We start from the raw sequence: 23,760 nt of genomic DNA, 5'->3' as shown, positions 1-23,760 counted from the left end.
CCCTACAGCTTCCCCGTCATCACCGCCCAGGTCATCCGGAGCCGCTTGCCCAGCGGCCCCGGCTTGCCGCCGCCGGCGTAGGCCTTGGCGAGGGCCGCGTGCGCGACGGCTGGGAAGGCCGCGACGGGCAGTGACGCCAAAGCCCCCTGCCCTCGCTTCAGCACGGCGCGAACCGCCGCCCTGTCCGCATGGTTGGCCCGCGCCAGATGCAGCGCCCGAGCCGCGTCGGCCACCTGTTCCACCCGGGCGTCCGGGTGCAGGCGCAGGGCGGCCAGGGCCATGACCACGCCGTCGGTCTCGTCGATGCGGGCCAGCAGGGCCTCGTCGTCATCGGTGGGGCCCAAGGCGTCGATGTAGCGGTCGGGCAGGCCGGCGACCGTGTCCATCGGCAGGCGGGCGGTCTTCAGCGCTTCCAACACAGCGTGGCCGCGCGTCGCGCCGGTGGCGATCAGGCCTTCCAGCGCCTCGCGCCACCAGGCCAGCCGCATCTCCCCGACCAGCGGATCGCGCACCTTGCGGCCGACCGCCGCCAGCTCGTTGTCGAGGCTGTAGAGCGCCACCAGGTCGGCCCGCGCGGCCGTATCGGCGACGAAGCGGCCGGACAGCCAGCGGTCGGGGTCCTTGTCGGCGAGGATGGCGTCGAGGTCTTGCATAGGGTCCACGAAAAAGGGCCCGCCGTCGCCGGCGGGCCCTTCTCTTAGCGGAAGCCGAGGCTTAGCCGAAGATCGTCTGGTTCATGGTCATGGTGACCAGCATCGGGATCGACAGCAGGGTGTTGGTCCGCGAGAACAGCATCGCCTTCTTGCCGGCCGCCGCCTTGGCGTCGGCGTCGAAGCCTTCCTTGATGCCGAGCGCGATCTTCTGGGCCGGCCAGATGAAGGCCCAGACGTTGAAGAACATGATGGTCGCCAGCCACATGCCGATGCCGATCAGGATGTGGCTCGGAACCGCGAAGTTCTCGGTGGCGCCCAGCGTGAAGGCCTCGATCAGGTAGCCGCGATGGAAGGCCAGGAAGACGCCGACCACCCAGGTGGCCAGGGCCGCCCAGCGGAACCAGAACAGGGCTTCCGGCGCGATGTACTTGGACACCGCCGGCTTCAGCTCGGCCGGGATCTGCGGCATGACGCGGATCTGCACGAAGTTGAAGTAGTAGAGCAGGCCGATCCACAGGATGCCGAACAGCACGTGCAACCAGCGCAGCGCGGCGATGGCGAAGTCGGCGGTCGTGCCCTGGTTCGCGGCGAAATAGGCGTAGACCATGACCAGCGACAGGATGACGCTGAGGATGATGGTGTTTCGGAAATTGGACAGCAGCGCCGTCATTGTTCGAGCCCCTCGAAAAGTCCTACCCAGGGGCTCTGCTATAGGCCGCTTCGTCTGGCCTGCAAAGGCTCAGACGGCGATCAGGGCCGCCGCCATCCGGCGGCCTTCCGAGGCCAGGACGTTGTAGCTGCGGGCCGCCGCCTCGCTGGACATGAACTCCAGGCCCAGGCCCCTGGCCCGCAGGCCCTCGCGGATGTCCTTCGGCGGCAGCGCCTGGGTAAGCCCCGTGCCGAGCAGCACGAACTCAACGGCTGGCCCGGCCGCGAAGACCGGGGCGAAGGCGTCCAGGGTCAGACCGGCGAGGCTTTTGACCGACCAGTCCTGGGCCACGTCATCGACGATCAGCAACGAGCCCGGCCGCCAGAGGCCGGAGACCCGAAAGCCGCCGCCGCCCCAGGCGTCGATGGACGGGGCCTGCCGCATGGTCAGGCCCGCGAGGCGGGTCCCAGGATCTGTACCTCGGCCTCTTCGTCCCCGCGCACGACGCCCAGCCACATCAGCACCGGCGCGGCGATGAAGAAGGAGGAGTAGGTGCCGACGACGATGCCGAAGATCATGGCGATCGAGAAGCCGAACAGCGCCTCCCCGCCAAACACCGCCAGGACCCCCAGCGCCATCAGGCCGGTGATGCCGGTCATGATGGTCCGCGAGAAGGTCTCGTTGATCGACAGGTCCAGCAGCTCCTGCATGGGCATCTTCTTGTACTTGCGCAGGTTCTCACGGATGCGGTCGAGGACGACGATGGTGTCGTTCACCGAATAGCCGATGATGGTCAGGATGGCCGCCACCGTCGTCAGGGTGAATTCCATGTCGGTCAGGGCGAACAGGCCGAAGGTCAGCACCACGTCGTGCAGCAGGGCGAGCGCCGCACCGACGCCGAACGAGCGGCCGAAGCGGAACCAGATGTAGGTCATCATCATGCCGATGCCGAGCACCAGGGCCAGCAGGCCCTTGCCGAACAGCTCGCCCGAGATGCTGGGGCCGACAACCTCGGTGCGGGTGAACTTCGTCGCGCCCAGTTCCCGGGTCAGGGCGGTCTGGATCTCGGTGACCTTCTGGGCCGGGTTGGCGGTCTCGGGGGTCATGAAGCGGATGTTGGCGGACGTCTGCCCGCCGGCCGCGTTCGGCTCGCCGATGCCCTGGACCTGGACGTCGTTGACGCCGTGGGACTGGATGAGGTCGGTGAGGCGCTTCTGGTCGATCGTCTTGGGCGCCGTGCTGATCTCCATCAGCGTGCCGCCCTTGAAGTCGACGCCGCAGGCCAGGCCGCCGCAGGGCGGCGTGAACGGCAGGACGGTGGCGACCATGGCCCCGATGCACAGGAGCAGGGAGATGCCGGCCAGCGGCGCGGCGTACCGCATCATCCGGAAGTTGGTCTTGATCGGGATCAGCTTGATGAGTGGCCAGAAGCCTTTGGTTTCGTGGGTCATGGGGCCGCTCACGTAATCGGAAGGGTCTTGGGCCGCGCGACGCGGAACCAGAAGGCCAGGAGGACCTGGGTGACCAGCACGGCGCTGAACACCGAGGTGAACACGCCGATGGCCAGGGTCCAGGCGAAGCCCTTCACCGGGCCGGCCCCGAGGCTGAACATGATGATCGAGGCGCCCAGGTGGGTGATGTTGGCGTCGAAGATGGTCAACATGGCGCGTGAGAAGCCGGCGTCGGCCGCCGCCAGCGGCGTTCGTCCGGCCCGGATCTCGTCCCGCATCCGTTCGTAGATCAGCACGTTGGCGTCGACGGCCACGGCCAGGGTCAGGATCAGGCCTGCAATGCCTGGAAGCGTCAGGGTGGCCTGGGTCATCGACATGGCCGCGACGATCATCACGCCGTTGACCAGCAGAGCGATGACCGAGACGCCGCCGAACAGGAAGCCGTAGGCCAGCACCATGAAGACCAGCACCGCCACGAAGGCGATCATGGTCGAGATCAGGCCGGCGTCGACGGCGTCGGCGCCGAGGCTGGCGCTGACCGTGGTCTGCTGTTCGACGTTCAGCGGGGCCGGCAGGGCGCCGGCGCGCAGCAGGATGGCCAGCTCGTTGGCGCTGGCCACCGTGAAGTTGCCGGTGATGATGCCCGAGCCGCCGGTGATGGCGCTGTTGATGCGCGGGGCGGACAGGACCTTGCCGTCAAGGATGATGGCGAAGGGCTGGCCGATGTTGTTGCTGGTCACCGAGCCGAAGCGCTTGGCCCCCTCGCCGTTCATGCGGAAGGAGACGACGGTCTGGCCGGTCTGGCCGTCGGTGTCCTGGCGGGCGTCGGTCAGCATCTCGCCGGTGACGTCGGCGCGTTTCTTGACCAGGTAGGCGCCGGCGTACTGGTCGACGCTGGGCAGGATCTCCGAACCGGGCGGGATGCCCTCGGCCTGCGCCTGCTGCACCGACATCGTCGTATCGACCATCTGGAAGGTCAGCTTGGCGGTCTGGCCGATCAGCGACTTCAGCTTTTCCGGGTCGCTCTCGCCGGCGGCCTGGACGACGATTCGGTTCTCGCCCTGGCGGCTAATCGCCGGCTCGCGGGTGCCCATGTCGTCGACGCGGCGGGTGATGATGCCGATCGACTGCTCGACGGCGTTGGTTGAGACCTCGCGGATCGCGTCGTCGGTGTAGGTGGCGCGAACCTCGGCGCCCTTGCGGTCGACCCGCAGGTCGGGCGTGCCCGCCCGGGTCGGCGCGGCCAGCTGGCGGCTGATCAGGCCCTGCACCTCGGCGACGCGCGATTCGTCCGGCAGCACGATCAGCACACCGTCGCCGGCCGCCGTGATGTTGGCCCCCGTGATCCCCGCCTCGCCCAGCAGCCGGCGGATGTCCTCGATCAGGTTGGTCACCCGCTCCTTGCGAAGCGCCGAGGTGTCGACCTCGAGCAACAGTTGCGATCCGCCCTGCAGGTCGAGGCCGAGATTCAGCCCCTTCTTGGGAAGAAAGCCCGGAAGCCCGTCGCGAACGTTCTGAGGCAGGACGTTCGGCATCGCGAACAGGAGGCTGAGGAGCACCGCCGCGATAACGGCGATGATCTTCCAGCGGGACACGGTCATCATGGTCGGGGTCGCTCCGGGCGAACTTGCGAAAGAGCGATCAGCTCTTGGCGTCGTTGGCGGGGGCGGGTTCGCCCTTGGAGCGGACCACGCCGATCATGCTCTTGACCACCTTGACGGTGACGCCCTGAGCGATCTCGACGCCGACTTCCTTTTCCTCGACGCGGACGACCTTGCCGACCAGGCCGCTGGACAACTCGATCATGTCGCCGCGCTTGACGTTGGAGATCATGTTCTGATGCTCCTTGGCGCGCTTCTGCTGGGGCCGCAGGATCATGAAGTAGAACAGGGCGATCAGCAGGACTGGCAAGCCGATGGCTTGCAACAGACCGGAAGCTTCTGCAGGCATTGGAACTCCGCAATTTTTGCATCTGGCGCGGCTGTTCGCAGCGCGCCGGTTTCAGGTCGGCGGAAACTAGGGCTTGACCCTGCGGTTTGCAATGAGTGGTCAAAACACGGCTCGGCCCTGTGGCTTTTCGCCGTCACAGTCCGCTAGAAGCGGTGCGCAATGACCGACCTCACGCCCCTTCTGGCCCGCATCGCCGAGGCCCTCGAACGCCTCGCCCCCGCCGCGCCGGCCAGGCTCGACTTCGCCGGCGCCCGGCTGTTCCGCCACGACCCGGCCCGGGCTGCCTTCCTGGCCGCGCCCGATTACCCGCTGCCGCTGGACCTGCTGGTCGGGGTGGACCGCCAGAAGGAGCGGTTTGTCGAGAACCTGTCCCGCTTCGCCAGGGGCCTGCCGGCCAATCACGCCCTGCTGTGGGGCGTGCGTGGCACCGGCAAGAGCAGCCTGGCCAAGGCCGCCTTCATGGCCGCCGTCGCCGGCCATCCGGACCTCAAGCTGGTCGAGGTCGACCGCGACGAGGTCACCGCCCTGCCCGACCTGTTCGACGTGCTGCGCGATCGGAGCGAGCGGTTCGTGGTCCTGTGTGACGACCTGTCTTTCGAGGACGGGGCGGCGGCGGCCAAGGCGCTGAAGTCGGCGCTTGAGGGTGGCGTCGCCGGGCCGCCGGAGAATGTGCTGTTCGTGGCGACGTCGAACCGCCGCCACCTGATGCCACGCGACCACGCCGAGGGGCGCGGGCTGATCGCCTCCGCGGAGGATGCGGAGGAAGAGGTCAGCGTGTCGGACCGTTTCGGGCTGTGGGTCGGATTTCCGCCGATGGATCAGGCGGCGTATCTGGACGCGGTGCGGGCCTATGCAGGTCGGTTTGAGCTGAGTGTGGAGAATCTCGACCGGCGGGCTCTGCAGTGGGCCCAGGCGCGCGGGTCGAGATCCGGCCGGGTGGCCTGGCAGTTCATCCGCGACGTAGCGGGGGAACTGGGCAAACCGCTGCCGTAGTTTGTGAGTTCGCCTCTGGGCGCCCTTCTCCCCTTGCGGGAGAAGGTGTCGGCGAAGCCGACGGATGAGGGGTCGCACCGGCTTCTACGGCGCGCGTCGCAACCACCTCATCGCAGCTTGAAGACCTATCGCCCCCTCATCCGGCCCTTCGGGCCACCTTCTCCCACAAGGGGAGAAGGGACCTCTCACGGCGGCGTCGGCGACGGCCGAAACCTTCGGCAGCCTACCTCGGCAGCACGATCTGCGGGTCGATCGCCCGGGCCTTGAACTTGGCCGAAGGCGAATGCCTCACCTCGAAGTGCAGCTGCGGCCGGGGGGCGTCGCCGCTCTGGCCGACGACGCCGATCTTCTGGCCGCGGCTGACCCGCTGATCCATGCTGACATCGGCGGAACGCAGGTTGGCGTAGACCGTCGCCCAGCCATCGGCGTGGATGACGATGACCGTCAGGCCCGAGCCCGGCAGTTCATTGGCCAGCTTGATGATGCCGTCGGCGGCGGCGACCACGGGCGTGCCTGCCGAGGCGCCGATGTCGACGCCGTCGTTGCGCTGGCCGCCGACCTTGGGGCCGTAGGGCGAGATCACCGTGCCGCGCACCGGCCACTGGAAGCGGCCGGCCGCCATGCGGACGTAGTCCTCATTGCTGTAGGTCGGCGGCTTGTCGTCCGGCATCAGCGGCGGCAGCGGCTTGGCCGGAGCCGGCGGCGAGACCACCGGCGGCCGGTAGACCGGCGGCTTCTGGACCGGCGGGGTGGCGACCACCGGCGGGGATTGCACGGGCGGCTTGGCCACCGGAGGCCTGGCGACAGGCGGCTTCACGACGGGCGGCAGAGCGACCGGCGGCTGGACCACCGGCGGTTTGGCCGGCGGCAGTTCGACGGGTGGCTGCGGCCGGGGAGTCGGGGGCGTCGCGACCGGCGGCCGGGCCGGCGGGAAGGCGCGCGGATCGTCCGGCAGGTCGGCGGGCGGCGGCTGTTCGACCGGAGGCCGGGGCTGCGGACGCGGGCGCGGCGGCGCCGGCGCATCCACCGTCACCGTGACCGTCTTCTTCACCGGACCGCTGTCCTTGAAGCCCTGCGGCAGGCGCAGTTTCTGGCCCTTCTTGATCGCCGACTTGACGGTGAGGTCGTTCTCCTCGGCCAGGGCGGCGGCCTTGACGTTGAAGCGCTTGGCGATGGCGTAGAGGGTGTCGCCGCTGTCGACGACATAGGCCTTGCTGCCCTTGCTGGCCGGGCCCTTGAGCACCTGGCCGGGCTTCAGCCGGTAGGGCTCCTTCAGCTTGTTGTCGTCGGCCAGCTGCTTGCGGGTGGTGCCCAGCTCCCGGGCCACGGCATCGAGCCCCTGGCCCGACTTGACGGTGTAGCTCTTGGGCTTGCCCTCGACGGTGACGACCTTGCCGGCGACGGTGACGACGGTGCGGGTCTCCGTGCGCTGGGCCGGCGGGGCCGGTTCGTCCTCGGCCGGCGGGTCGAGCTGGGCCACCTGGATCGGCTCGGCCTGAACCGGCGGGGCCAGGTTGGAGACCCGGATGATGCCGCCCTGGGGCTGCGGCTGGGCCCAGGCGACGTCGCCCGGCTCATCGGCGGGCGGCGCTTCCTCGGCGTCGCCTTGCGGCGGCGGTGGCGGGGCTTCGCCCTCGCGGATCGGATAGGCCGGTTTGGGCACGGCGATGGCGGTCGGGCCGGTGCCGGCCTCCTGGCCTTCCACGATGGGATAGCGGGGCGTCGGATTGGTCACGCAGGCGGTCAGGGCGGCGGCGCTGGCCGCGATCAACAGGGCGCGGGTAAGGGAATGGGTCATCGCCGCTCTCTAATCAGTCAAACAGCACACCTGGCTTGATGCGCGTTAAGCCTGCGTTAAGCACACGAAGACGCCGATGATTTTGCGGGAGTCACAGCTCGCGCGCGACGCCGTCCAACAGGGGGACGAACCGCACATCGCACAGTGTTTCCCGCAGGAAGCCGCCCGCCCCGTCACCCGCATAGCGGATCAGTTGCTGAACTGGCCCCCGGCCCACCGGCGCCACCAGAACCCCGTCCGGTTTCAGTTGCGCAAGGAGCCTTGTCGGCTCCTCGGGCGCCGCCGCTGTGACCATAATGCGGTCAAAAGGCGCCTGCTCGGCCCAGCCCTCCCCGCCGTCGCCGAATTTGGTGATGACGTTGACCAGCTGCAGGGCTTTGAACCGCGCCTCGGCCTCGGCCATCAGGGTGCGGTAGCGCTCGATCGTGTAGACCAGCCGCGACAGCCGGCTGAGGATGGCGGTCTGGTAACCGCTGCCGGTGCCGATCTCCAGCACGCGCGAGCGGCGATCGAGGGTCAGGGCCTGGGTCATCAGGCCGACGATGTAGGGCTGGCTGATGGTCTGGCCGCAGGCGATCGGCAGGGCCGAATCCTCCCAGGAGCGCTGCTTGAAGAGGTCCGGCGTGAACAGCTCGCGCGGCGTCTTCTCCATCGCCCCCAGCACCTTGACGTCGGTGACGCCCTGCTCGCGCAGCGCCAGGATCAGCTTGGCGCGATCCTCGCCCTCTTCCTTCTCGGCGTGCTGGGGCGGGGGCTTGGACATCAGGCTTTCGGCGGGGCCCCGCCCAGCACGCCCTTGAGCGCGTGGACGGTTTCGTTGTGGGTGAGGTCGATGTGCAGCGGCGTCACCGAGATGCGCCCCTCGTAGGTGGCCTTCAGGTCGGTGCCCTCGGCCGGGTTCGACAGCTGGCCGGAGAAGCCCATCCAATAGTAGTCGCGGCCGCGCAGGTCGGTGCGGCGCTCGGCCTTGCGGATGTGCATGTCGCGGAAGCCCTGGCGGGTCACCTCGACGGCGGTCACCTCTTCCGGCGGCCGCGAGGGGAAGTTGACGTTCATGATGACGTCCTTGGGCCAGCCCACTTCCAGCAGCCGCTTGACGATGCCGGGGCCATAGGCCTCGGCGGTCTCCCAATAGGCCTTCACCTCGTCGTGGAAGGCCAGCATGGCCTGCGACAGGGCGATCGACGGGATGCCCAGCGCCATGCCCTCGATGGCCCCGGCGACGGTGCCGGACATGGTGACGTCCTCGGCGATGTTCTGGCCGCGGTTGACGCCGCTGAGCACCAGGTCGGGCGCCCCGCCCTCGACCAGGTTGCGGATGCCCAGCATGACGCAGTCGGTCGGGGTGCCGGTCACCGCCCATTTGCGCTCGGCGACTTTGCGCACCCGCAGGGGATCAGACAGGGTCAGGGCCCGGCTGGCGCCCGACTGTTCGTATTCGGGGGCGACGACCCAGACGTCGTCGGTCAGGGCGTAGGCGATCTTCTCAAGGGTTTCGAGACCCTCGGCGTGGATGCCATCGTCGTTGGTGAGGAGGATTCTCATCCGATGTGCTTGAGCCCGCCCATGTAGGGCTGCAGCACCTCGGGAATGGCGATGCGGCCGCCCTCGTCCTGATAGTTTTCCATCACCGCCACCAGGGTGCGGCCCACCGCCAGGCCCGAGCCGTTGAGGGTGTGGACGAAGCGCGTGCCCTTCTCGCCGGCCTTCTTGGTCCGGGCGTCCATGCGCCGGGCCTGGAAGTCGCCGCAGTTGCTGCAGCTGGAAATCTCACGGTAGCTGTTCTGCGACGGCAGCCAGACCTCAAGGTCGTAGGTCTTGCGGGCCGTGAAGCCCATGTCGCCGGTGCACAGCAGCATGGTGCGGAACGACAGGCCGAGCTTCTTGAGGATGCCCTCGGCGCAACCGACCATCCGCTGGTGCTCGTCTTCCGAGGCCTCGGGGGTGGTGATCGAGACCATCTCGACCTTCTGGAACTGGTGCTGGCGGATCATGCCGCGGGTGTCGCGCCCGCTGGCCCCGGCTTCGGCGCGGAAGCAGTAGGTCAGGGCGGTGAGCCGGAGCGGAAGCTCTTCCTCGGCGGTGATCTGCTCGCGAATGAGATTGGTCAGCGACACCTCGGCCGTCGGGATCAGCCAGAGGTCCTCTTCGGTCGGGGCCTTGTCGATCAGCTCGAAGACCAGGTCGAAGGCATTGGCCGGCGCGGTCCGCGACTCCATCGCCTCGTCGAGATTGTGCAACGCCTTGCGAAGCAGCCGTTCCCGTTCGCTCATCCGCGAGGCGCTGAACTGGTCCTCATAGAACTTCGGCAGCTGGCCGGTGCCGAACATCGCCTCGTCGCGGACCAGCAGCGGCGGGTTGATCTCGGTGTAGCCGTTCTCGGTCGTCTGGACGTCGAGCATGAACTGGCCGAGGGCCCGCTCCAGCCGGGCGATCTGGCCTTTCAGCACCACGAAGCGCGAGCCGCTCATGCGGGCGGCGGCCTCGAAGTCCATGCCGCCGAGGGCCGCGCCGAGGTCGACGTGGTCGCGGGCGTTGTTCAGCCGGACAGGATCGCCGTGGCGGCGCTGCTCGACGTTGCCGGCCTCGTCCTCGCCGTGCGGGACGTGCGGGTCGGGAATCTGCGGCAGGCTGGCCAGCAGCTCGCGGAGTTGAGCGCCGACCCGGGCCTCGATCTCGCCCTGGGTGGTCATCTCGGCCTTCAGCGCCTCGACCTCGGCCATCAGGGCGGCGGCGGCGGCCTCGTCCTTCCTGGCCTTGGCCTGGCCAATCAGCTTGCTGGCGTCATTGCGCCGGCTCTGGGCGGCCTGCAGGGCCGTGGTGGCGGCGCGCATCTCGCCGTCGAGCGCCAGGATGGCCGGCGTCTGCGCAGACAGCCCACGCGCGCTCCAGCCGGCGTCGAAAGCGGCGGGGTTTTCGCGGATGGCTCGGATGTCGTGCATGGCTCTGGCGGCGTCTGAATGGAGGCGAACTGTCTAGTGTGCGTTGAGGCCGGGATAAAGCCCCGGACTCACACAGGTTGAACCAATTTGTGAAAAACTCGAAAACTGTGTATTTTACGCATGCGCTCAAGGAGGAGCCGGCCATGACAGACGCGCCTACTGTTCGCGCCACGGAGTTCGCCCGCAACTTCGCCAAGTACCAGCACGAGGCGATTGAAGCGAAGGTCATCGTGGTGACCAGCCACGACCGGGTGGTGGGTGGCTATCTTTCGGCCAGCGAACTGGCGCGTTACGAGCGCTTAAGGGCCCGCGAACGACAGGTTCTGATCGTCGGCGAATTGCCTGATGATGTCATCGCCGAGATCGAAGCGGCGGAATACGGCGTCGCGCCGAAGTGAACATACCGGAGCCGAGACCCGGTCTGGTCATCCGCTACGGATTCCTCTGGAGCCACGAAAAGGCGGCCGGAGCGGACGAGGCCTCCAAGGATCGGCCGTGCGCCATTGTGGTCGCCGCCAGCACGGGACCAGACGGCGCCGTTCGCGTCACAGTCGCCGCCATCACCCATAGCCAGCCGGGGGACCCGGCGGGTTCTCTCGAAATTCCACCGGCGACCTGCCGAATGCTCGGCCTCGATTCTGGCAGGCATTGGCTCAGGTTTGACGAGCTCAATCGCTTCATCTGGCCCGGCTATGACCTGCGGCCGATCCCCGGCCGTCCGGCGGAACCCGTGTATGGAACGTTGCCGCCAGCGCTCTATGAGCGTCTGCGGCAGGGCATTCTGCAGCGCCAGAAGGCGGCGCGATTGCGCATTCAGAACCGCGACGACTAGCTCTTCTTCGCGAAATACGTCTCCGCTTCCCCCGGGAACGTCCGCGCCCTCACCTCAGCCGCGTACTTGGCCCCCGCCTCAGCGATCTCCCCCCGCAGGTCCGCGAACCGGCGCACGAACTTCGGGGTCCAGTCGAACAGGCCCAGCATGTCGTCGGTGACCAGGATCTGGCCATCGCAGCCCGCACTGGCGCCAATCCCGATGGTCGGCGGGGCGATGGCGGCGGTGATCTCGCGGGCCAGGCTCTCGGCGACGCCCTCGACGACCACGGAAAACGCCCCGGCGTCGGCGGTGGCCTTGGCCTCGGCCAGGATCTTGGCCCTGCCCTCCTCGTCGCGGCCCTTGGCCTTGAAGCCGCCGTCGACCAGCACCGCCTGCGGACGCAGGCCGACGTGGCCCATCACCGGGATGCCGCGCTGGACCATGTAGTGGATGGTGTCGGGCACGGTCGGGCCGCTCTCGACCTTCACCGCCTGGGCCCCCGTTTCCTTCATGATCCGGGCGGCGTTGTCATAAGCCGTCTCGGCGCTGCCCTCGTAGCTGCCGAAGGGCATGTCGACGACCACCATCGCCCGCCGGGCCCCGCGCATCACCGCCTGGCCGTGCAGGATCATCATCTCCATGGTCACGCCGACGGTGTTGGGCAGGCCGTGGACCACCATCCCCACACTGTCGCCGACCAGCAGCAGGTCGCAATGCTCGTCGAGGATCTCGGCGATCGGGGCGGTATAGGCGGTGAGGCAGACAATGGGATCGCCGCCCTTGCGGGCGGCGATGTCCGGCGCCGCGAGACGCCGGACAGCTTCCTGACGGTGCGAGGACACTAGAACTCCTGGGTAGCCCGCGTGATCGCGAAGCCCAGGGCCATAACACCCAGCGCCGCCGTCATCCACAGCACTTCGGGACTCACCGGCAGGGCGCCGAGGCTGGAACTGGCGCTCATCACCTCGCCGAAGGCCTTGCCCACGGCGTTGGCCTGGGCCGTGGCCTCGCTGCCGGCGGCCTTGAGGAACAGGCCCGCGCCCATCATCTGGGCGACCCCGATGACGCCGGCGACGACGCCGGCCGCGCCGATCAGCACGCGCCGCAGCGACCAGCCGCGTTCCATCCGCTGCTCCACCTGTCGGGCGAACAGCTCGGCGTCCTGGAAGTAGGGCGGCTCGGCGAACATGCGGTCGAGGCGCATTTCGAACTCTAGATCAGACATGATCCTGCCTTTCCGCCTCGCGCCCTGCGCCTTGAGTTGGCGCAAGTCGGATCCGGAGCTTATCCAAACCACGTTTGACATGGGATTTCACCGTCCCCAAGGGGGCTCCGATGGATTCAGCCGCTTCAGCGTGAGAAAGTCCGACGCCGTAGCAGAGAGACACACACAAACGTTCCTGTTCGGACAGGCTCTTCATGGCCTCGTCCAGATCGATCCGATCGGCTGTGCTGACTTCGCCGCCGTGGCCTTCGTCGTCCTGCTCGACCTCCTCGGTCATCCGGCTGTCCTTGCGCCAGCGACGCACGTACAGCCGGGCGGCGATCCGCTTCACCCAGGCGGCGAAGGTGCCTTCGCCCCGGAACTCCGCGACCCGCTCGAAAGCGGTCAGGAAGGCGTCCTGCGCGATGTCGTCGGCGGTCGAGGGCTGGGCCCCCATCCGGCGCAGCAGACCGCGGACGGCCGAGCTGTGCCGGCGGACCAGCTCGCCGAAGGCCGTGCGGTCGCCCGCCGCCGCGAGGCTGGCGAGCTCCACATCGTGCAGTCCTGTGACAGCCCTTGCCTGGGCCATTGTGTTCACTCCCCCTTGGAGCTGTCAGCAGGCCTAAACCTGCTTGCCCTTGTTGGGGTTGAAGAAGCTGAGGACGACGTAGGTGGCGCCGATGATCACCGGGATGGCGCCGATGCCCAGCATGGGCCGCAGAGCCTCGTCGGCCTCATAGGAGACGAAGTAGCCGAACACCCCGATGCCGACGCCGATGGCGATCCAGATGACGCCGGTGCGGATGTCGCTGAGCGCGGTGGGGGCGACCTTCACATTCTTGGTCAGGGCGTCGATGACCTCGGGCGGCATCGGCTGGCCCTTGTCGATGGCGGAGCGCAGGGTGGTCTGCATCTCGCCGCGTTCCCGGCTCTTCAGCCAGCCCGGAACGATGAAGATCGCCGCGATCATGGCGAAGAAAGTGATGGGGATCAGGACTTCCATGGTGTCGAACCTTCTCTCGAATCTCTGCGGCGCCGCGCTGTTGCGTGCGCCATCTGATCATGAGAGGCGCGGACGGGGCGCAACGGATGCGGATTTGCGCATGAAATGTTCGTAAGGCGCGGCGGGCCTCCCCCTCAGGCCTCTTTTGGGCGAACGACCAGTTGACCCATGCCCAGCAGGCTGAGGGTGACGATCAGCACCGCCACGCCGGTCGCCATCGACTGGGCGGCCGGCTCCAGCACGCCGGCCAGCACCGGGGCCACGGCCCACAGCACCAGCCCGCCGACCACGGCGCCCAGGGCGGCCAGCAGCAGCGACTGTTCCAGCTGGCGGCGGGCGATGGCCTTCATGACGCCGGCGTTGAAGGCCGGCTCGGCGGCCGGCCGGGCGGATCCGAGGAAGGCCGCGATCTTGTCGTCCGGAGTCATGTACGCTCTCCCAGGCTCTGCAGCAGTCTATCGCGTCCGCGCGTCACATGCGACTTCACCGTGCCGAGCGGCAGACCGAGCGCCGCCGCGGCCTCACCATGGCTCCAGCCCTCGGCCAGGCAGAGGGTGACCGCCGCCCGCTGTTCCGGCGACAGCTGCGCCATCGCCGCCTCCAGCGCCATCCGCTCCTCGGGCCCGACGCCCTCGGCCGCCTGCTGTTCCTCGGTCGCCGCCCAGTCGTGGTCCCGCGTCGCCGAGCGCCGCGCCGAGCGCGCCGCCGTCTGGGCCTTCTTCCAGGCGATGCCGAACAGCCAGGGCCGGAAGCCCTCGTCGTCGCGCAGGCGGTTCAGGCTGGACCAGGCGGTCACGAAGGCTTCCTGGGCGATGTCGTCCGCCTCGGCCCAGCCGTGCGCGCGGCGCAGGAACCCGCGCAAGGCCCCTTGGTGGCGCTCGACCAGCCGGGCGAAAGCGGCCTGGGATCCGTCCCGGGCCGCCCTCACCAGATTGGCGTCCATCAGTCCCGCCGGCTCGTCAGGATGGTGACCAGCGAGGCCAGGCAGAGCGCGGCCATCACGAAGGTGACGATCAGGAAGGCGCCGCTGGCGCTGGGGTAGAAGTTCATCCCCGAAGTGACACCGAAGCCGGTCGCCAACACGCCGAACAGCACCACCTGGTACCAGCGGCCCTCACGGCGACGCTGGCGGCGATAGCGGCGGCGCTCCTCGCGATCGTCCCAGCCGTCGTCGCTGTCATCGGCGGCCTCTTCATCGGCCTTCAGCTTGCCCGCGACCCGGTCGACCAGCGCCGCCGGCGGCTCCTTGCCCTGGTCGGTGTAGCTCTTGATCAGGTCCAGGGTGTCGCGATGGCGCAGGTAGCGCATGAACTGGTCGAACGCCGTGGCGATGAAGAAGCCCAGCGGGAACAGCAGCCACCAATAGGATCGAAACAGGTCTTCCACGGTCTTGCCCTCCAGTCCGGGACGATCATCGCCCGGTTTTGAGGACTAGTCGCCGCCGAACCGCGCGGTGGATGCAAGGCCGGCGAAAATTATTTCAGCCCGGCCTTGTCCTTGATCGAGCTGATCTGGGCGGTGAAGTAGGGCTGCTCGCCATGCTTCTTCAGATAGGCGTCGAATTCCTGCAGCAGTTCGACCGCGTCCTGGGGCTGACCCTTGCGGACCAGCTGGGCGGCCAGGCTGTCGCCAACGGCAAGCGCAGGTCGACGCGCGCCGTCACTTGCGCCAGGGCGAGCTATTTCGCGTTAGCATTACTAAAATTAAATTGTCGCCCCGCGAACTTTCATGTTAGTAGAACTTACATGAACGATGTTTCGCCACTTTCCCGCCGCCCTTACCGCCTCGGGGCCCGCGCCCAGGCGGCCGAGGCGACCGGGGTCCGCATCGTCGCGGCCTTCATTATCCGAGCCGAGACGCAGTGGTTCGATGAGATCACCCTCGACGCCATCGCCGGCGACGCGGGCGTCACCCTGCAGACGGTCATTCGCCGCTTCGGCGGCAAACAGGGCCTGCTGGAGGCGGCGATCGATCGCATGGGCTCGGAAATCCGCCAGCGCCGCACCGTGCCGGTCGGCGACATCGACGCCGCCGTCGCTGTGCTGGCCGAGGACTACGAGGCCGCCGGCGACCTGATGTGGCGGCTGGTCATCCAGGAAGACCGTTCCACCCTTCTCAAGCTCGCCACCGACACCGGCCGCGCCAGCCATCGCGCCTGGATCACCGAGACCTTCGCCCCCCACCTGGCGGGACTCTCCCCCGCCTCCGCCCAAGCCCGCGTCGACGGGCTGGTGGCGGCCACCGACCTGTTTCTCTGGGTGCTCATCCGCCGCGACATGGGTCGGCCGCTCGAAGCCTTTCAGACCCTCGCGAAAACCCTCATCCGCGCCGTCCTCGACGAGGCGCCGCCAAAATCCGGAACCCCCGAATGACCCGTTTTCTGTTCACCACCTGGGAGGGCGGCGGCAACCTGCCGCCCGTCATCGACCTGGCCCGCCAGCTGGCCGACCGCGGCCACGCGGTGCGCCTGATGAGCGACGAGGCGGCCCGCACCGATGCCGAGGCCGCCGGTCTCGCCTTCCGGCCCTGGACCCGCGCCCCCAACCGCCCCGACCGCGGCCGCGGCAGCGACCCGATCCGCGATTGGGAGGCGGCCAGTCCGCCCGAGGGCATCGGCCGCCTGCTGGCCGGCCTGATCACCGGCCAGGCCGGCGCCTATGCCGCCGACCTGACGGCGGAACTGGCGCGCGAGCCGGCCGACCTGGTGGTCTCCAGCGAGATGCTGCCTGGGGTCATGGCCGCCTGCGAAAGCCTCGGCCAGCCGCTGGCCCTGTTCGCCGCCAACCTGTGCCTCTACCCGCTGGAGGGCATGCCGGTGTTCGGCCCCGGCCTGCCGCCGCCGACCAGCGACGCCGACCGGGCGATGCACGACGACATCCGGGCGGGCACGCACGGCCTGTTCGACCAGGGTCTGGCCGACCTCAACGCCGCCCGCGCCGGGCTTGGCCTGCCGCCGCTGGCCCATGTCACCGACCAGGTCCGCGCGGCCAGGGCCTACCTGCTGGGGACCAGCCGCGCCTTTGATTTCCCCGCCGATCCGCCGGCCCTGATCCGCTATGTCGGCGCCCAGTTGGGCGAGCCCGGCTGGACGCGCCCCTGGACCTCGCCGTTCGCGGCCGACGACGCCCGCCCGCTGGTGCTGGTCGGCTTCTCGACCACCTTCCAGAACCACGCCCGCCTGGCCCAGGGGACCATCGACGCCCTGGCCCGGCTGCCGGTCCGCGCGGTTGTCACCCTGGGCGGCCTGATGCCGGATGAAGTCCGGGCCGCCACCAATGTCGCCCTTGTCGAGAGCGCCCCGCATGGCGCCTTGATGGCGCAGGCGGCGCTCGTGGTCACCCATGGCGGCCACGGCACGGTGATGCGCGCCCTGGCGCACGGCCTGCCCATGCTGGTCATTCCCCATGGCCGCGACCAGGACGAGAACGCCATCCGCGTCGCCCATCGGGGCGCGGGCCTCAGCCTGCCGCCGACCGCGGGCCCAGGCGATATCGAGGCCGCCTTGCGCCGCCTGATCACCGATCCGACCTTCGCCCGGCAGGCCCGGGCCCTGGGCGAGGCGATCCGCTTGGCCGATACCGGCCCCGGCGCCGCGGACCAGCTGGAAATGCTCGCCGCGCCGGCCGTCGGGTCGGGCGAGGTCTCTTCTACGGCGCGAATGCGGACGCGTAACGTTCCGGCTTGAAGCCGACCAGCAGCGGTCCCGCCCCCTCAACCACCGGCCGCTTGATCATCGAGGGCTGGGCGACCATCAGGGCGATGGCCTTCGCTTCGTCGATGTCCTGGCGGTCGGCCTCGGGCAGCTTGCGGAAGGTCGTGCCGGCCCGGTTGAGCAGCACCTCCCAGCCGACCTCGGCGGCCCAACCGCGCAGCCGGTCGGCGGTGACGCCCTGCGCCTTGTAGTCGTGGAACTCGTAAGGAACGCCCTCGGCCTCCAGCCATTTGCGGGCCTTGGCGACGGTGTCGCAGTTCTTGATGCCGAACATGGTGGCGGACATTGCGGGACTCCCAAGACTCGCCCGGACTGCCGGCCGCGACGCGAGGTTTTCCTCTCCGAAGCCGTTGAAGGCGTCAACCTCGGCGGACACCTGATCTTGACCGCCACGGCTTGCAACCGGCCCCTGCGCTGGCCGTTAGCTGGACATGAGGCTGTTCCAACCCTTGCTGACCCTGGCCGGCATGCTCCTGTGCGCCGGCTCGGCTCAGGCCCAGGCGTTGACCGACCCGACGCTCGAACGCCTGCGGATCGCGCCGGCCGACGGCCGCCTGGCCAGTAGCCTGGTCGATCCGGACGCCCCCGACGCCTGGGGCTCCCGGGAGGCGCCGACCTTCCGCCTGCGCTGGAAGGGCCAGGAGTCCGAGTGGGACGTCTCGGCCGCCAGCCGCTTCGTCGAGGAAACCGAGGCCAATGCCCGCGACTTCCAGACGCAGGGGCTGTTCGAGGCCGAGGGGGCGATCGTCCGCCGGGTCGGCGATTTCCGCATCGGCGCGGTCGGCTACTCGGCCCGCTCGGTCGGCGACAAGACCCGGGGCGGCCCCAAGCTGGGGGCCATGAAGTGGCAGGGCAACGCCGCCGGCCCCATCGTCGGCTACGACACCAAGGTGGCCGGAAAGCCCGCCACCGTGGCCCTGCGCTGGTATCGGGAGATCGACGCGCCCGGCGAGAACGGCGACACCGTGTCGGCCTCGTTCGCCGTCCGTTTCTAACGAGCGCCCATTCATCAATTTGGGTAATACTCAGGAACCACTGACCCGATTTGAGTAATAGTCGGTCCCAACGCGCGTTTACCGTATTGAAAGTGAATACGGCCATTTGGGTCTTGAAAAGGTTCAAGGGCCCCATGAAGAATATCAGCGTTATTTCGACAGTATTGGTCAGCCTGCTCGCGGCAACGCCGGCGCTGGCCGGCGAGGTTTCCGGCAAGGTCGGACTGGCCAGCCAGTATCTCGGCAAAGGTCTCGGCAAGAGCGATCAGGATCCGGCCTTCAACGGCTCTGTGCGCTGGACGGAAGGATCCTTCTACGGCGACGCCTTCATCTCCCAGGCCGCCTCGACCAGGGACGCCGAGGCCGAGATGATCCTGACCGGCGGCTATGTCGCCGAGTTCGGCGAGTTCGAGCTCGACAGCCAGCTGCTCTACCGGGAAATGCTCGGCGAACAGAACGGCGTCGACAGCGGCTACTTCGAGGCCCAGTTCGACCTGTCGCGCGACTTCGGCAAGACCTTCAGCGGCCGGCTGCGCGTCAACTACTCGCCCGACACCTACGGCGCCACCGACGAGGCCTGGTGGGTCGAGGCCCAGGGCGGCGCCAAGCTGGGCGACAACGACAAGCTTACCCTCGCCTACGCCGTGCGCCGCACCGAGAACGGCACGGACTACGACGCCTGGAACATCGGGGTGAAGCACAAGTTCACCAAAGCTATCTCCGGCGACCTGCGCTGGTACGATACCGACGGCCACAGATTCGGCGAACGCTACGAGGGCCGCCTCGTCGCCGCCCTGACTTACGGCTTCTGAGGGATACCGAGCGCATGGCTTTCGCCGACTGGACCATCTCCCGCAAGGTCACTGCCGCCTTCGCCGGCGTGGTGGCGATCATGGGCGCGTCGGGCGCCTTCACCGTCTACCAGGTGCAGCACATCGGCGCCCAGCAGGACCGGTTGAAGGTGGCCTGGAACGAGGATGTCGCCATCCGTGAGGCCCGCTTCTACCTGACCCGCCAGGAGAACAGCTTGCGCGGCTGGGTGCTCAGCAAGGACGGCTACTACCTGGGCCGCGTCAACGCCCACCGCGAGAACTTCCAGAAGCGCATGGCCATCCTGCGCGAGGCCTCGGCCGGCGACGCCACGGAACTGGCCGAGATCGCCGCCACTGAAGCCGCCGCCGACGCCTGGTACCAGGGCGCGGTGAGCGAAGCGGGCCGCCTGCTGGGCTCCGGCGCCGCCGATCAGGCCGCCGCCCTGGTGGGCCGCGAAGGCCAGGCCGACGTGCTGATGGGGACCACCGAAGACAACCTCGACAAGGTCGCCGCCTCCTCCGAGGCCGGCATCAAGGCCGAACGCGAAACCTTCGCCGCCACCCTGGCCGCCACCACCACCCTGGCCATCCTAGGCGTCACCCTGGCCGCCCTGCTCGCCGCCTTCGCCGGCTGGCTGCTGGCGCGGACCCTCAGCCGTCCGGTCCGGGCCCTGACCCAGGACATGCAGCGCCTGGCCACCGGCGACCTCAACGTCGCCATCGCCAGCGCCGGCCGCGGCGACGAGATCGGGGCCATGAGCCGCGCCGTCCAGGTGTTCAAGGACAACGCCCTGGCCCTGCGCGACGCCTCCGCCGACCGCGAACGCATGGAGGGCGACGCCCGCTCGACCCGCGAACGCACCGAGGCCGAGCGCAATCGCGCCGCCGCCGAACAGGCCCGCGTCGTCGAGGAAACCGCCAAGGGGCTCAGCGCCCTGTCGGCCGGCGACCTGACCTGGCGCATCGACGCCGACTTCCCGGGCGACTACCAGCGCCTGAAGACCGATTTCAACGACGCGCTTGGCAAGCTGGAAGAGGCCATGGGCGTCATCAATTCCAACGCCACGGCCATCCACTCCGGCTCGGACGAGATCAGCCAGGCGGCCGACGACATGTCGCGCCGCACCGAGCACCAGGCGGCCACCCTTGAGGAGACCGCCGCCGCCCTGGACGAGATCACCGCCACCGTCCGCCGCACCGCCGAGGGCGCCAAGCAGGCCGACCAGGTCGTCCGCCACGCCCGCGTCGACGCCGAACAGAGCGGCGTTATCGTCGCCAACGCCGTCGAGGCGATGAGCAAGATCGAGCGCTCGGCCAAGGAGATCAGCCAGATCATCGGCGTCATCGATGAGATCGCCTTCCAGACAAACCTCCTGGCGCTCAACGCCGGGGTGGAAGCGGCCCGGGCCGGCGACGCCGGCCGCGGCTTCGCGGTCGTGGCCTCAGAAGTGCGGGCCCTGGCCCAGCGCTCGGCCGACGCCGCCAAGGAGATCAAGACCCTGATCAGCGCCTCGACCCAGCAGGTCGGACAGGGCGTCAGCCTGGTCGGCCAGACCGGCGAGGCGCTGCAGCGCATTGTCGGCGGGGTCAGCGAGATCACCACCCTGGTCGCCGAGATCGCCGCCTCCAGCCAGGAGCAGGCCTCCGGCCTCGGCCAGGTCAACACCGCCGTCAATCAGATGGACCAGGTGACCCAGCAGAACGCCGCCATGGTCGAGCAGTCGACGGCCGCCAGCCACTCGCTGCGCCGCGAGGCCAATGAGCTGGCCCGGCTGGTCGCCCGCTTCAAGGTCAGCGGCGCGCCGGCCTCCGCCCCCGCCCGGGCGCCCGCGCGTCCGGAGGTGATGGTCGCCGCGCCCCCGCGGGCCATCACCAACGACTTCCGCAACCGCTACACGGCCCCGGCCCTGAAGCCGACCTCACAGGTCGCCAGGGCTCCCGCGGCCGAAGAGGGCTGGGAAGAGTTCTAGTCCCCCCACCCCGCTCATCCCGGCGAATGCCGGGACCCATCCGCGTGATCTCGGTGGTGGCAAGCAAATTCATGGGACAGATGGCTTAGGCCAGAGCCCTATGAAATGGGTCCCGGCATTCGCCGGGATGAGCGGAAAGGTTTTGGTGCGAGGCCGTGGTGACCCTCGCTCCTAGTCTCTCGACGGAGTTGCCAGGCCGCGCTGCACCGCCGGCCGGGCGAGGCCCCGGTCCAGCCAGGCCTGCACGGCCTTGAACTGGTCGAATTCGACCAGCTCGCGGGCCTCATAGTAGCCGATCAGGTTGCGCACCCAGCCCAGCGTGGCGATGTCGGCGATCGTGTAGTCCTCGCCCATGATCCAGTCGCGGCCCTCAAGCCGCGCCTCCAGCACGCCCAGCAGGCGCTTGCTCTCGGCGACGTAGCGCTCCAGCGGCCGCTTGTCCTCATAGGCCTTGCCGGCGAACTTGTTGAAGAAGCCGACCTGCCCGAACATCGGGCCCACCCCGCCCATCTGCCACATCACCCAGGCGATGGTCTCGTAGCGCGTGGCCGGATCGGCGGAGAGGAACTGGCCGCTCTTGTCGGCCAGGTAGATCAGGATGGCCCCGGACTCGAACAGGCCCAGCGGCTTCCCGCCTGGGCCGTTCGGATCGATGATCGCCGGGATCTTGCCATTGGGGTTCAGCGACAGGAATTCCGGCAGGTGGCTCTCGTCCTTGCCGATGTCGACCAGGTGCGGCTCATAGGGAAGGCCGGTCTCCTCCAGCATGATCGAGACCTTCACCCCGTTGGGCGTCGGCAGGCCGTACAGCTGGATGACGGCCGGGTCCTTGGCGGGCCAGCGCTGGGTGATCGGGAAGCTGGAAAGGTCGGTCATCACCAGGTCCTAGAAGTCGGCGGTCAGGGGATCGGGGCCGATGCGGCCGTCGGCGGCATCGAGGGCGGCGATGGCGGCCTTGTCCGCCTCGTCCAGCTGGAAGTCGAACACGCCGAAGTTCTGGACGATCCGTTCCGGCGTCACCGACTTGGGGATCACCACCAGGCCACTGTCGACGTGCCAGCGGATGACCACCTGAGCGGGCGTCTTGCCGTGCTTGGCCGCGATGCCGGCGATGACCGGGTCCGAGAGCAGCTGCCCCTGCCCCAGCGGGCTCCAGGACTGGGTCAGCACGCCCCGCGCCGCATTGGCCTGGCGCAGGGCCCTCTGCTGGAAGCGCGGATGCAGTTCGATCTGGTTGATCGCCGGCGCCACGCCGGTCTCGCCGATGATCCGGTCCAGATGTTCGGCCGCGAAGTTGGAGACGCCGATGGATTTCACCCGCCCCTCTTCCCTCAGCCGCACGAAGGCCTTCCAGGTCTCGACATAGCGGTCCTTGCGCGGGGCCGGCCAGTGGATGAGGTAGAGGTCGAGATAATCGAGGCCGAGCCGCCCAAGGCTCTTCTCGGCGGCGATCAGAGTCTCGTCATAGCCCTGGCTTTCATTCCACAGCTTGGTGGTCACGAAGACGTCGGCCCGATCGAGGCCCGAGGCGCGAAGCCCCTCCCCCACCCCCTTCTCGTTGCGATAGGCGGCGGCGGTGTCGATGTGGCGATAGCCGGCGTCCAGCGCCGTTTTGACCACCGCCACGGCGTCGTCGTTGGGGGTCTGCCAGACGCCCAGGCCCACCTGCGGAATGGCGCGGCCGTCGTTGAAGGTCAGGTGGGTCTGGGTCACGGGCGAAATCCTGGCAAGGGTGAAGACCTGCCCCGGCGCCGGCCCGCGCGGGAGCGACCTCGCAGATAGGCGCCCGCGCCGCCCGTCGATAGGGTCAGGGCGCAATCAGGGAGTCCACATGCGCTTCATCGACGGCGAGGAGATCCGCGCGCGGCTGACCTATGAGCTCTGCATCCCGATCGTCCGGGAGGCGATGATCGCCTTCTCGACCGGCGAGACCCGCCAGCTGCTGCGCTCGATCCTTCCGCTACAGGGTGACCAATTGTTCGGGATCATGCCCGGCGCCCTGGCCGCCGATGGGGCGTTCGGGGCCAAGCTGATCAGCATCTTCCCGGAGAACTTCGCCAAAAGCCTGCCGTCGCACCAGGGGGTGATCGTGCTGTTCGATCCAGGCAGCGGCGCCCCGGTCTGCATCGCCGAGGCGGGCGAGGTCACCGCCATCCGCACCGCCGCCGCCAGCGCCGTGGCCACCGACGCCCTGGCCCGCACCGACGCCTCGCGCCTGGCCATCCTCGGCTACGGCGAACAGGCCGAGACCCACATCCGCGCCCTCTCCAGGGTGCGCGCCCTGATCAGCGTCCGGGTCTGGGGCCGCTCGGCGGAGCGCGCCGAGGCTTTCGCCAGGCGGATGTCAGCCGAACTGGATCTCGACATCACCCCCGCCGCCGATGTGCCGCAGGCCATCGCCGAGGCCGACATCGTCTGCACCGTCTCGGGCGCCGCCGAGCCGATCCTGATGGGCGACTGGCTGCGCCCCGGCATGCACCTCAACCTCGTCGGCTCCAGCTACGCCGGCCCGGTCGAGGTCGACAATACCGTGGTGGTCCGCAGCCGCTTCATCGCCGACAGCCGCGAGGGCGTGCTGGCCCAGGGCGCTGAATTCCGAAACGCCAGGGCCGCCGGCCTGGTCGGCGACGATCACCTCGTTGGCGAGATCGGCGAGGTGCTGGCCGGCCGCCTCGAAGGCCGTCGCTCGGACGACGAGATCACCGCCTACAAGTCGCTCGGCCACATCGTCCAGGACCTGGCCAGCGTCTGGGCGCTCTTTCGCGAGAGCTGACGCCGGAATCGTGGACTTTTCCGGCCAACACGGGCATTTTC

The 23,760-nt window shown here is 68.8% G+C and carries 29 protein-coding genes; 9 read left to right on the top strand and 20 right to left on the bottom strand.

Going from position 1 to position 23,760, the window contains the following annotated elements:
• Nucleotides 1-2 precede the first annotated feature (2 nt).
• The 6 genes from AC1RSK_RS21560 to yajC form a co-directional block, all read right to left on the bottom strand.
• Nucleotides 3-653 (bottom strand): squalene/phytoene synthase family protein, encoded by a 651-nt coding sequence (locus tag AC1RSK_RS21560; RefSeq protein ID WP_492909748.1) that lies wholly within the window; start codon nucleotides 651-653, stop codon nucleotides 3-5.
• A 61-nt stretch (nucleotides 654-714) separates the two neighbouring features.
• Nucleotides 715-1,323: a urate hydroxylase PuuD gene (locus AC1RSK_RS21555; protein WP_492909747.1), complete on the bottom strand. Its 609-nt coding sequence runs from the start codon at nucleotides 1,321-1,323 to the stop codon at nucleotides 715-717.
• Between the two features lie 69 nt (nucleotides 1,324-1,392).
• Nucleotides 1,393-1,746 carry an Mth938-like domain-containing protein gene (locus tag AC1RSK_RS21550; RefSeq protein WP_492909746.1) on the bottom strand — a complete coding sequence of 118 codons (354 nt, stop codon included), beginning with the start codon at nucleotides 1,744-1,746 and terminating at the stop codon, nucleotides 1,393-1,395.
• 2 nt (nucleotides 1,747-1,748) lie between these two features.
• A complete protein-coding gene (secF, locus tag AC1RSK_RS21545) occupies nucleotides 1,749-2,753 on the bottom strand; it encodes a protein translocase subunit SecF (RefSeq protein ID WP_492909745.1) in 1,005 nt (334 codons plus the stop codon).
• An 8-nt stretch (nucleotides 2,754-2,761) separates the two neighbouring features.
• A complete protein-coding gene (gene secD / locus AC1RSK_RS21540; RefSeq protein WP_492909744.1) occupies nucleotides 2,762-4,357 on the bottom strand; it encodes a protein translocase subunit SecD in 1,596 nt (531 codons plus the stop codon).
• Between the two features lie 37 nt (nucleotides 4,358-4,394).
• On the bottom strand, nucleotides 4,395-4,703 hold the full coding sequence (yajC, locus tag AC1RSK_RS21535) for a preprotein translocase subunit YajC (protein WP_492909743.1): 309 nt from the start codon (nucleotides 4,701-4,703) through the stop codon (nucleotides 4,395-4,397).
• A gap of 159 nt (nucleotides 4,704-4,862) precedes the next feature.
• On the opposite strand from yajC, the gene AC1RSK_RS21530 reads away from it, so the two are divergent.
• Nucleotides 4,863-5,696 carry an ATP-binding protein gene (locus AC1RSK_RS21530; protein ID WP_492909742.1) on the top strand — a complete coding sequence of 278 codons (834 nt, stop codon included), beginning with the start codon at nucleotides 4,863-4,865 and terminating at the stop codon, nucleotides 5,694-5,696.
• 223 nt (nucleotides 5,697-5,919) lie between these two features.
• Here AC1RSK_RS21530 and AC1RSK_RS21525 read toward each other — a convergent pair whose 3' ends face one another.
• The 4 genes from AC1RSK_RS21525 to serS all read right to left on the bottom strand — a co-directional run bounded on the left by AC1RSK_RS21525 (nucleotide 5,920) and on the right by serS (nucleotide 10,436).
• On the bottom strand, nucleotides 5,920-7,494 hold the full coding sequence (locus AC1RSK_RS21525) for a peptidoglycan DD-metalloendopeptidase family protein (RefSeq protein WP_492909741.1): 1,575 nt from the start codon (nucleotides 7,492-7,494) through the stop codon (nucleotides 5,920-5,922).
• 91 nt (nucleotides 7,495-7,585) lie between these two features.
• Nucleotides 7,586-8,257: a protein-L-isoaspartate(D-aspartate) O-methyltransferase gene (locus tag AC1RSK_RS21520; RefSeq protein WP_492909740.1), complete on the bottom strand. Its 672-nt coding sequence runs from the start codon at nucleotides 8,255-8,257 to the stop codon at nucleotides 7,586-7,588.
• Nucleotides 8,257-9,039, bottom strand: a complete 783-nt coding sequence (gene surE, locus AC1RSK_RS21515; protein WP_492909739.1) for a 5'/3'-nucleotidase SurE — start codon at nucleotides 9,037-9,039, stop codon at nucleotides 8,257-8,259. Before surE ends, AC1RSK_RS21520 begins: the two co-directional genes overlap by 1 nt.
• Nucleotides 9,036-10,436: a serine--tRNA ligase gene (serS, locus tag AC1RSK_RS21510; protein ID WP_492909738.1), complete on the bottom strand. Its 1,401-nt coding sequence runs from the start codon at nucleotides 10,434-10,436 to the stop codon at nucleotides 9,036-9,038. The genes surE and serS overlap by 4 nt, the downstream gene beginning before the upstream one ends.
• Nucleotides 10,437-10,579: 143 nt before the next feature.
• Between serS and AC1RSK_RS21505 the strand changes: the two genes are divergently transcribed.
• Nucleotides 10,580-10,834: a hypothetical protein gene (locus tag AC1RSK_RS21505; protein WP_492909737.1), complete on the top strand. Its 255-nt coding sequence runs from the start codon at nucleotides 10,580-10,582 to the stop codon at nucleotides 10,832-10,834.
• Nucleotides 10,835-11,058: 224 nt separating this feature from the next.
• Nucleotides 11,059-11,268 carry a hypothetical protein gene (locus tag AC1RSK_RS21500; protein ID WP_492909736.1) on the top strand — a complete coding sequence of 70 codons (210 nt, stop codon included), beginning with the start codon at nucleotides 11,059-11,061 and terminating at the stop codon, nucleotides 11,266-11,268.
• On the opposite strand, the gene panB is transcribed toward AC1RSK_RS21500, so the two are convergent.
• The 7 genes from panB to AC1RSK_RS21465 all read right to left on the bottom strand — a co-directional run bounded on the left by panB (nucleotide 11,265) and on the right by AC1RSK_RS21465 (nucleotide 14,843).
• Nucleotides 11,265-12,092, bottom strand: a complete 828-nt coding sequence (panB, locus tag AC1RSK_RS21495; protein WP_492909735.1) for a 3-methyl-2-oxobutanoate hydroxymethyltransferase — start codon at nucleotides 12,090-12,092, stop codon at nucleotides 11,265-11,267. The two genes, AC1RSK_RS21500 and panB, sit on opposite strands and share 4 nt — an antisense overlap.
• The gene (locus tag AC1RSK_RS21490) at nucleotides 12,092-12,475 is read right to left on the bottom strand and encodes a hypothetical protein (RefSeq protein ID WP_492909734.1); all 384 of its coding nucleotides are present in this window, start codon (nucleotides 12,473-12,475) and stop codon (nucleotides 12,092-12,094) included. The genes panB and AC1RSK_RS21490 overlap by 1 nt, the downstream gene beginning before the upstream one ends.
• Nucleotides 12,468-13,043: an RNA polymerase sigma factor gene (locus AC1RSK_RS21485; RefSeq protein ID WP_492909733.1), complete on the bottom strand. Its 576-nt coding sequence runs from the start codon at nucleotides 13,041-13,043 to the stop codon at nucleotides 12,468-12,470. The genes AC1RSK_RS21490 and AC1RSK_RS21485 overlap by 8 nt, the downstream gene beginning before the upstream one ends.
• A gap of 33 nt (nucleotides 13,044-13,076) precedes the next feature.
• Nucleotides 13,077-13,457 carry a DUF6249 domain-containing protein gene (locus tag AC1RSK_RS21480; RefSeq protein ID WP_492909732.1) on the bottom strand — a complete coding sequence of 127 codons (381 nt, stop codon included), beginning with the start codon at nucleotides 13,455-13,457 and terminating at the stop codon, nucleotides 13,077-13,079.
• Nucleotides 13,458-13,591: 134 nt separating this feature from the next.
• Nucleotides 13,592-13,885: a hypothetical protein gene (locus AC1RSK_RS21475; protein WP_492909731.1), complete on the bottom strand. Its 294-nt coding sequence runs from the start codon at nucleotides 13,883-13,885 to the stop codon at nucleotides 13,592-13,594.
• Nucleotides 13,882-14,400 (bottom strand): RNA polymerase sigma factor, encoded by a 519-nt coding sequence (locus tag AC1RSK_RS21470; protein ID WP_492909730.1) that lies wholly within the window; start codon nucleotides 14,398-14,400, stop codon nucleotides 13,882-13,884. The genes AC1RSK_RS21475 and AC1RSK_RS21470 overlap by 4 nt, the downstream gene beginning before the upstream one ends.
• Nucleotides 14,400-14,843, bottom strand: coding sequence for a hypothetical protein (locus AC1RSK_RS21465; protein ID WP_492909729.1), 444 nt, complete (start codon nucleotides 14,841-14,843; stop codon nucleotides 14,400-14,402). The genes AC1RSK_RS21470 and AC1RSK_RS21465 overlap by 1 nt, the downstream gene beginning before the upstream one ends.
• A 359-nt stretch (nucleotides 14,844-15,202) precedes the next feature.
• Between AC1RSK_RS21465 and AC1RSK_RS21460 the strand changes: the two genes are divergently transcribed.
• Together AC1RSK_RS21460 and AC1RSK_RS21455 are read left to right on the top strand one after the other, a co-directional pair.
• Nucleotides 15,203-15,829 carry a TetR/AcrR family transcriptional regulator gene (locus AC1RSK_RS21460; protein ID WP_492909728.1) on the top strand — a complete coding sequence of 209 codons (627 nt, stop codon included), beginning with the start codon at nucleotides 15,203-15,205 and terminating at the stop codon, nucleotides 15,827-15,829.
• Nucleotides 15,826-17,142: a glycosyltransferase gene (locus tag AC1RSK_RS21455; RefSeq protein ID WP_492909727.1), complete on the top strand. Its 1,317-nt coding sequence runs from the start codon at nucleotides 15,826-15,828 to the stop codon at nucleotides 17,140-17,142. The genes AC1RSK_RS21460 and AC1RSK_RS21455 overlap by 4 nt, the downstream gene beginning before the upstream one ends.
• On the opposite strand, the gene AC1RSK_RS21450 is transcribed toward AC1RSK_RS21455, so the two are convergent.
• Nucleotides 17,105-17,455, bottom strand: a complete 351-nt coding sequence (locus AC1RSK_RS21450) for an ArsC family reductase (RefSeq protein WP_492909726.1) — start codon at nucleotides 17,453-17,455, stop codon at nucleotides 17,105-17,107. The two genes, AC1RSK_RS21455 and AC1RSK_RS21450, sit on opposite strands and share 38 nt — an antisense overlap.
• 145 nt (nucleotides 17,456-17,600) lie before the next feature.
• Here AC1RSK_RS21450 and AC1RSK_RS21445 point away from each other — a divergent pair, with 145 nt between their 5' ends.
• The 3 genes from AC1RSK_RS21445 to AC1RSK_RS21435 all read left to right on the top strand — a co-directional run bounded on the left by AC1RSK_RS21445 (nucleotide 17,601) and on the right by AC1RSK_RS21435 (nucleotide 20,946).
• Nucleotides 17,601-18,164, top strand: coding sequence for a transporter family protein (locus AC1RSK_RS21445; protein WP_492909725.1), 564 nt, complete (start codon nucleotides 17,601-17,603; stop codon nucleotides 18,162-18,164).
• A 134-nt stretch (nucleotides 18,165-18,298) separates the two neighbouring features.
• Nucleotides 18,299-18,976 (top strand): TorF family putative porin, encoded by a 678-nt coding sequence (locus AC1RSK_RS21440; protein WP_492909724.1) that lies wholly within the window; start codon nucleotides 18,299-18,301, stop codon nucleotides 18,974-18,976.
• A 14-nt stretch (nucleotides 18,977-18,990) separates the two neighbouring features.
• A complete protein-coding gene (locus tag AC1RSK_RS21435) occupies nucleotides 18,991-20,946 on the top strand; it encodes a methyl-accepting chemotaxis protein (RefSeq protein ID WP_492909723.1) in 1,956 nt (651 codons plus the stop codon).
• 171 nt (nucleotides 20,947-21,117) lie between these two features.
• On the opposite strand, the gene AC1RSK_RS21430 is transcribed toward AC1RSK_RS21435, so the two are convergent.
• The gene (locus tag AC1RSK_RS21430) at nucleotides 21,118-21,822 is read right to left on the bottom strand and encodes a glutathione S-transferase family protein (RefSeq protein ID WP_492909722.1); all 705 of its coding nucleotides are present in this window, start codon (nucleotides 21,820-21,822) and stop codon (nucleotides 21,118-21,120) included.
• A 9-nt stretch (nucleotides 21,823-21,831) separates the two neighbouring features.
• On the bottom strand, nucleotides 21,832-22,659 hold the full coding sequence (locus AC1RSK_RS21425; protein WP_492909721.1) for an aldo/keto reductase: 828 nt from the start codon (nucleotides 22,657-22,659) through the stop codon (nucleotides 21,832-21,834).
• Nucleotides 22,660-22,777: 118 nt separating this feature from the next.
• Here AC1RSK_RS21425 and AC1RSK_RS21420 point away from each other — a divergent pair, with 118 nt between their 5' ends.
• Complete coding sequence (locus tag AC1RSK_RS21420; protein ID WP_492909720.1) at nucleotides 22,778-23,719, top strand: ornithine cyclodeaminase family protein; 942 nt, start codon at nucleotides 22,778-22,780, stop codon at nucleotides 23,717-23,719.
• The last annotated feature ends 41 nt before the right edge of the window (nucleotides 23,720-23,760 follow it).

Source organism: Caulobacter sp. GW821-FHT11A05 (assembly GCF_058809015.1).
Note: the sequence above shows the minus strand (reverse complement) of the source record. Positions and strands in the feature narration are given on the sequence as shown.

What these genes read in the sequence shown, in the direction of transcription:
- AC1RSK_RS21525 (WP_492909741.1), bottom strand. Translation starts at nt 7,494, where the DNA reads ATGACCCATTCCCTTACCCGCGCCCTGTTGATCGCGGCCAGCGCCGCC.
- AC1RSK_RS21555 (WP_492909747.1), bottom strand. Translation starts at nt 1,323, where the DNA reads ATGACGGCGCTGCTGTCCAATTTCCGAAACACCATCATCCTCAGCGTC.
- AC1RSK_RS21430 (WP_492909722.1), bottom strand. Translation starts at nt 21,822, where the DNA reads ATGACCGACCTTTCCAGCTTCCCGATCACCCAGCGCTGGCCCGCCAAG.
- AC1RSK_RS21485 (WP_492909733.1), bottom strand. Translation starts at nt 13,043, where the DNA reads ATGGCCCAGGCAAGGGCTGTCACAGGACTGCACGATGTGGAGCTCGCC.
- secD (WP_492909744.1), bottom strand. Translation starts at nt 4,357, where the DNA reads ATGATGACCGTGTCCCGCTGGAAGATCATCGCCGTTATCGCGGCGGTG.
- AC1RSK_RS21500 (WP_492909736.1), top strand. Translation starts at nt 11,059, where the DNA reads ATGCTCGGCCTCGATTCTGGCAGGCATTGGCTCAGGTTTGACGAGCTC.
- AC1RSK_RS21450 (WP_492909726.1), bottom strand. Translation starts at nt 17,455, where the DNA reads ATGTCCGCCACCATGTTCGGCATCAAGAACTGCGACACCGTCGCCAAG.
- AC1RSK_RS21460 (WP_492909728.1), top strand. Translation starts at nt 15,203, where the DNA reads ATGAACGATGTTTCGCCACTTTCCCGCCGCCCTTACCGCCTCGGGGCC.
- AC1RSK_RS21420 (WP_492909720.1), top strand. Translation starts at nt 22,778, where the DNA reads ATGCGCTTCATCGACGGCGAGGAGATCCGCGCGCGGCTGACCTATGAG.
- AC1RSK_RS21440 (WP_492909724.1), top strand. Translation starts at nt 18,299, where the DNA reads ATGAAGAATATCAGCGTTATTTCGACAGTATTGGTCAGCCTGCTCGCG.
- AC1RSK_RS21530 (WP_492909742.1), top strand. Translation starts at nt 4,863, where the DNA reads ATGACCGACCTCACGCCCCTTCTGGCCCGCATCGCCGAGGCCCTCGAA.
- AC1RSK_RS21560 (WP_492909748.1), bottom strand. Translation starts at nt 653, where the DNA reads ATGCAAGACCTCGACGCCATCCTCGCCGACAAGGACCCCGACCGCTGG.
- secF (WP_492909745.1), bottom strand. Translation starts at nt 2,753, where the DNA reads ATGACCCACGAAACCAAAGGCTTCTGGCCACTCATCAAGCTGATCCCG.
- AC1RSK_RS21550 (WP_492909746.1), bottom strand. Translation starts at nt 1,746, where the DNA reads ATGCGGCAGGCCCCGTCCATCGACGCCTGGGGCGGCGGCGGCTTTCGG.
- AC1RSK_RS21435 (WP_492909723.1), top strand. Translation starts at nt 18,991, where the DNA reads ATGGCTTTCGCCGACTGGACCATCTCCCGCAAGGTCACTGCCGCCTTC.
- AC1RSK_RS21445 (WP_492909725.1), top strand. Translation starts at nt 17,601, where the DNA reads ATGAGGCTGTTCCAACCCTTGCTGACCCTGGCCGGCATGCTCCTGTGC.
- AC1RSK_RS21470 (WP_492909730.1), bottom strand. Translation starts at nt 14,400, where the DNA reads ATGGACGCCAATCTGGTGAGGGCGGCCCGGGACGGATCCCAGGCCGCT.
- yajC (WP_492909743.1), bottom strand. Translation starts at nt 4,703, where the DNA reads ATGCCTGCAGAAGCTTCCGGTCTGTTGCAAGCCATCGGCTTGCCAGTC.
- AC1RSK_RS21490 (WP_492909734.1), bottom strand. Translation starts at nt 12,475, where the DNA reads ATGTCTGATCTAGAGTTCGAAATGCGCCTCGACCGCATGTTCGCCGAG.
- AC1RSK_RS21455 (WP_492909727.1), top strand. Translation starts at nt 15,826, where the DNA reads ATGACCCGTTTTCTGTTCACCACCTGGGAGGGCGGCGGCAACCTGCCG.
- serS (WP_492909738.1), bottom strand. Translation starts at nt 10,436, where the DNA reads ATGCACGACATCCGAGCCATCCGCGAAAACCCCGCCGCTTTCGACGCC.
- AC1RSK_RS21505 (WP_492909737.1), top strand. Translation starts at nt 10,580, where the DNA reads ATGACAGACGCGCCTACTGTTCGCGCCACGGAGTTCGCCCGCAACTTC.
- AC1RSK_RS21480 (WP_492909732.1), bottom strand. Translation starts at nt 13,457, where the DNA reads ATGGAAGTCCTGATCCCCATCACTTTCTTCGCCATGATCGCGGCGATC.
- AC1RSK_RS21520 (WP_492909740.1), bottom strand. Translation starts at nt 8,257, where the DNA reads ATGTCCAAGCCCCCGCCCCAGCACGCCGAGAAGGAAGAGGGCGAGGAT.
- AC1RSK_RS21475 (WP_492909731.1), bottom strand. Translation starts at nt 13,885, where the DNA reads ATGACTCCGGACGACAAGATCGCGGCCTTCCTCGGATCCGCCCGGCCG.
- surE (WP_492909739.1), bottom strand. Translation starts at nt 9,039, where the DNA reads ATGAGAATCCTCCTCACCAACGACGATGGCATCCACGCCGAGGGTCTC.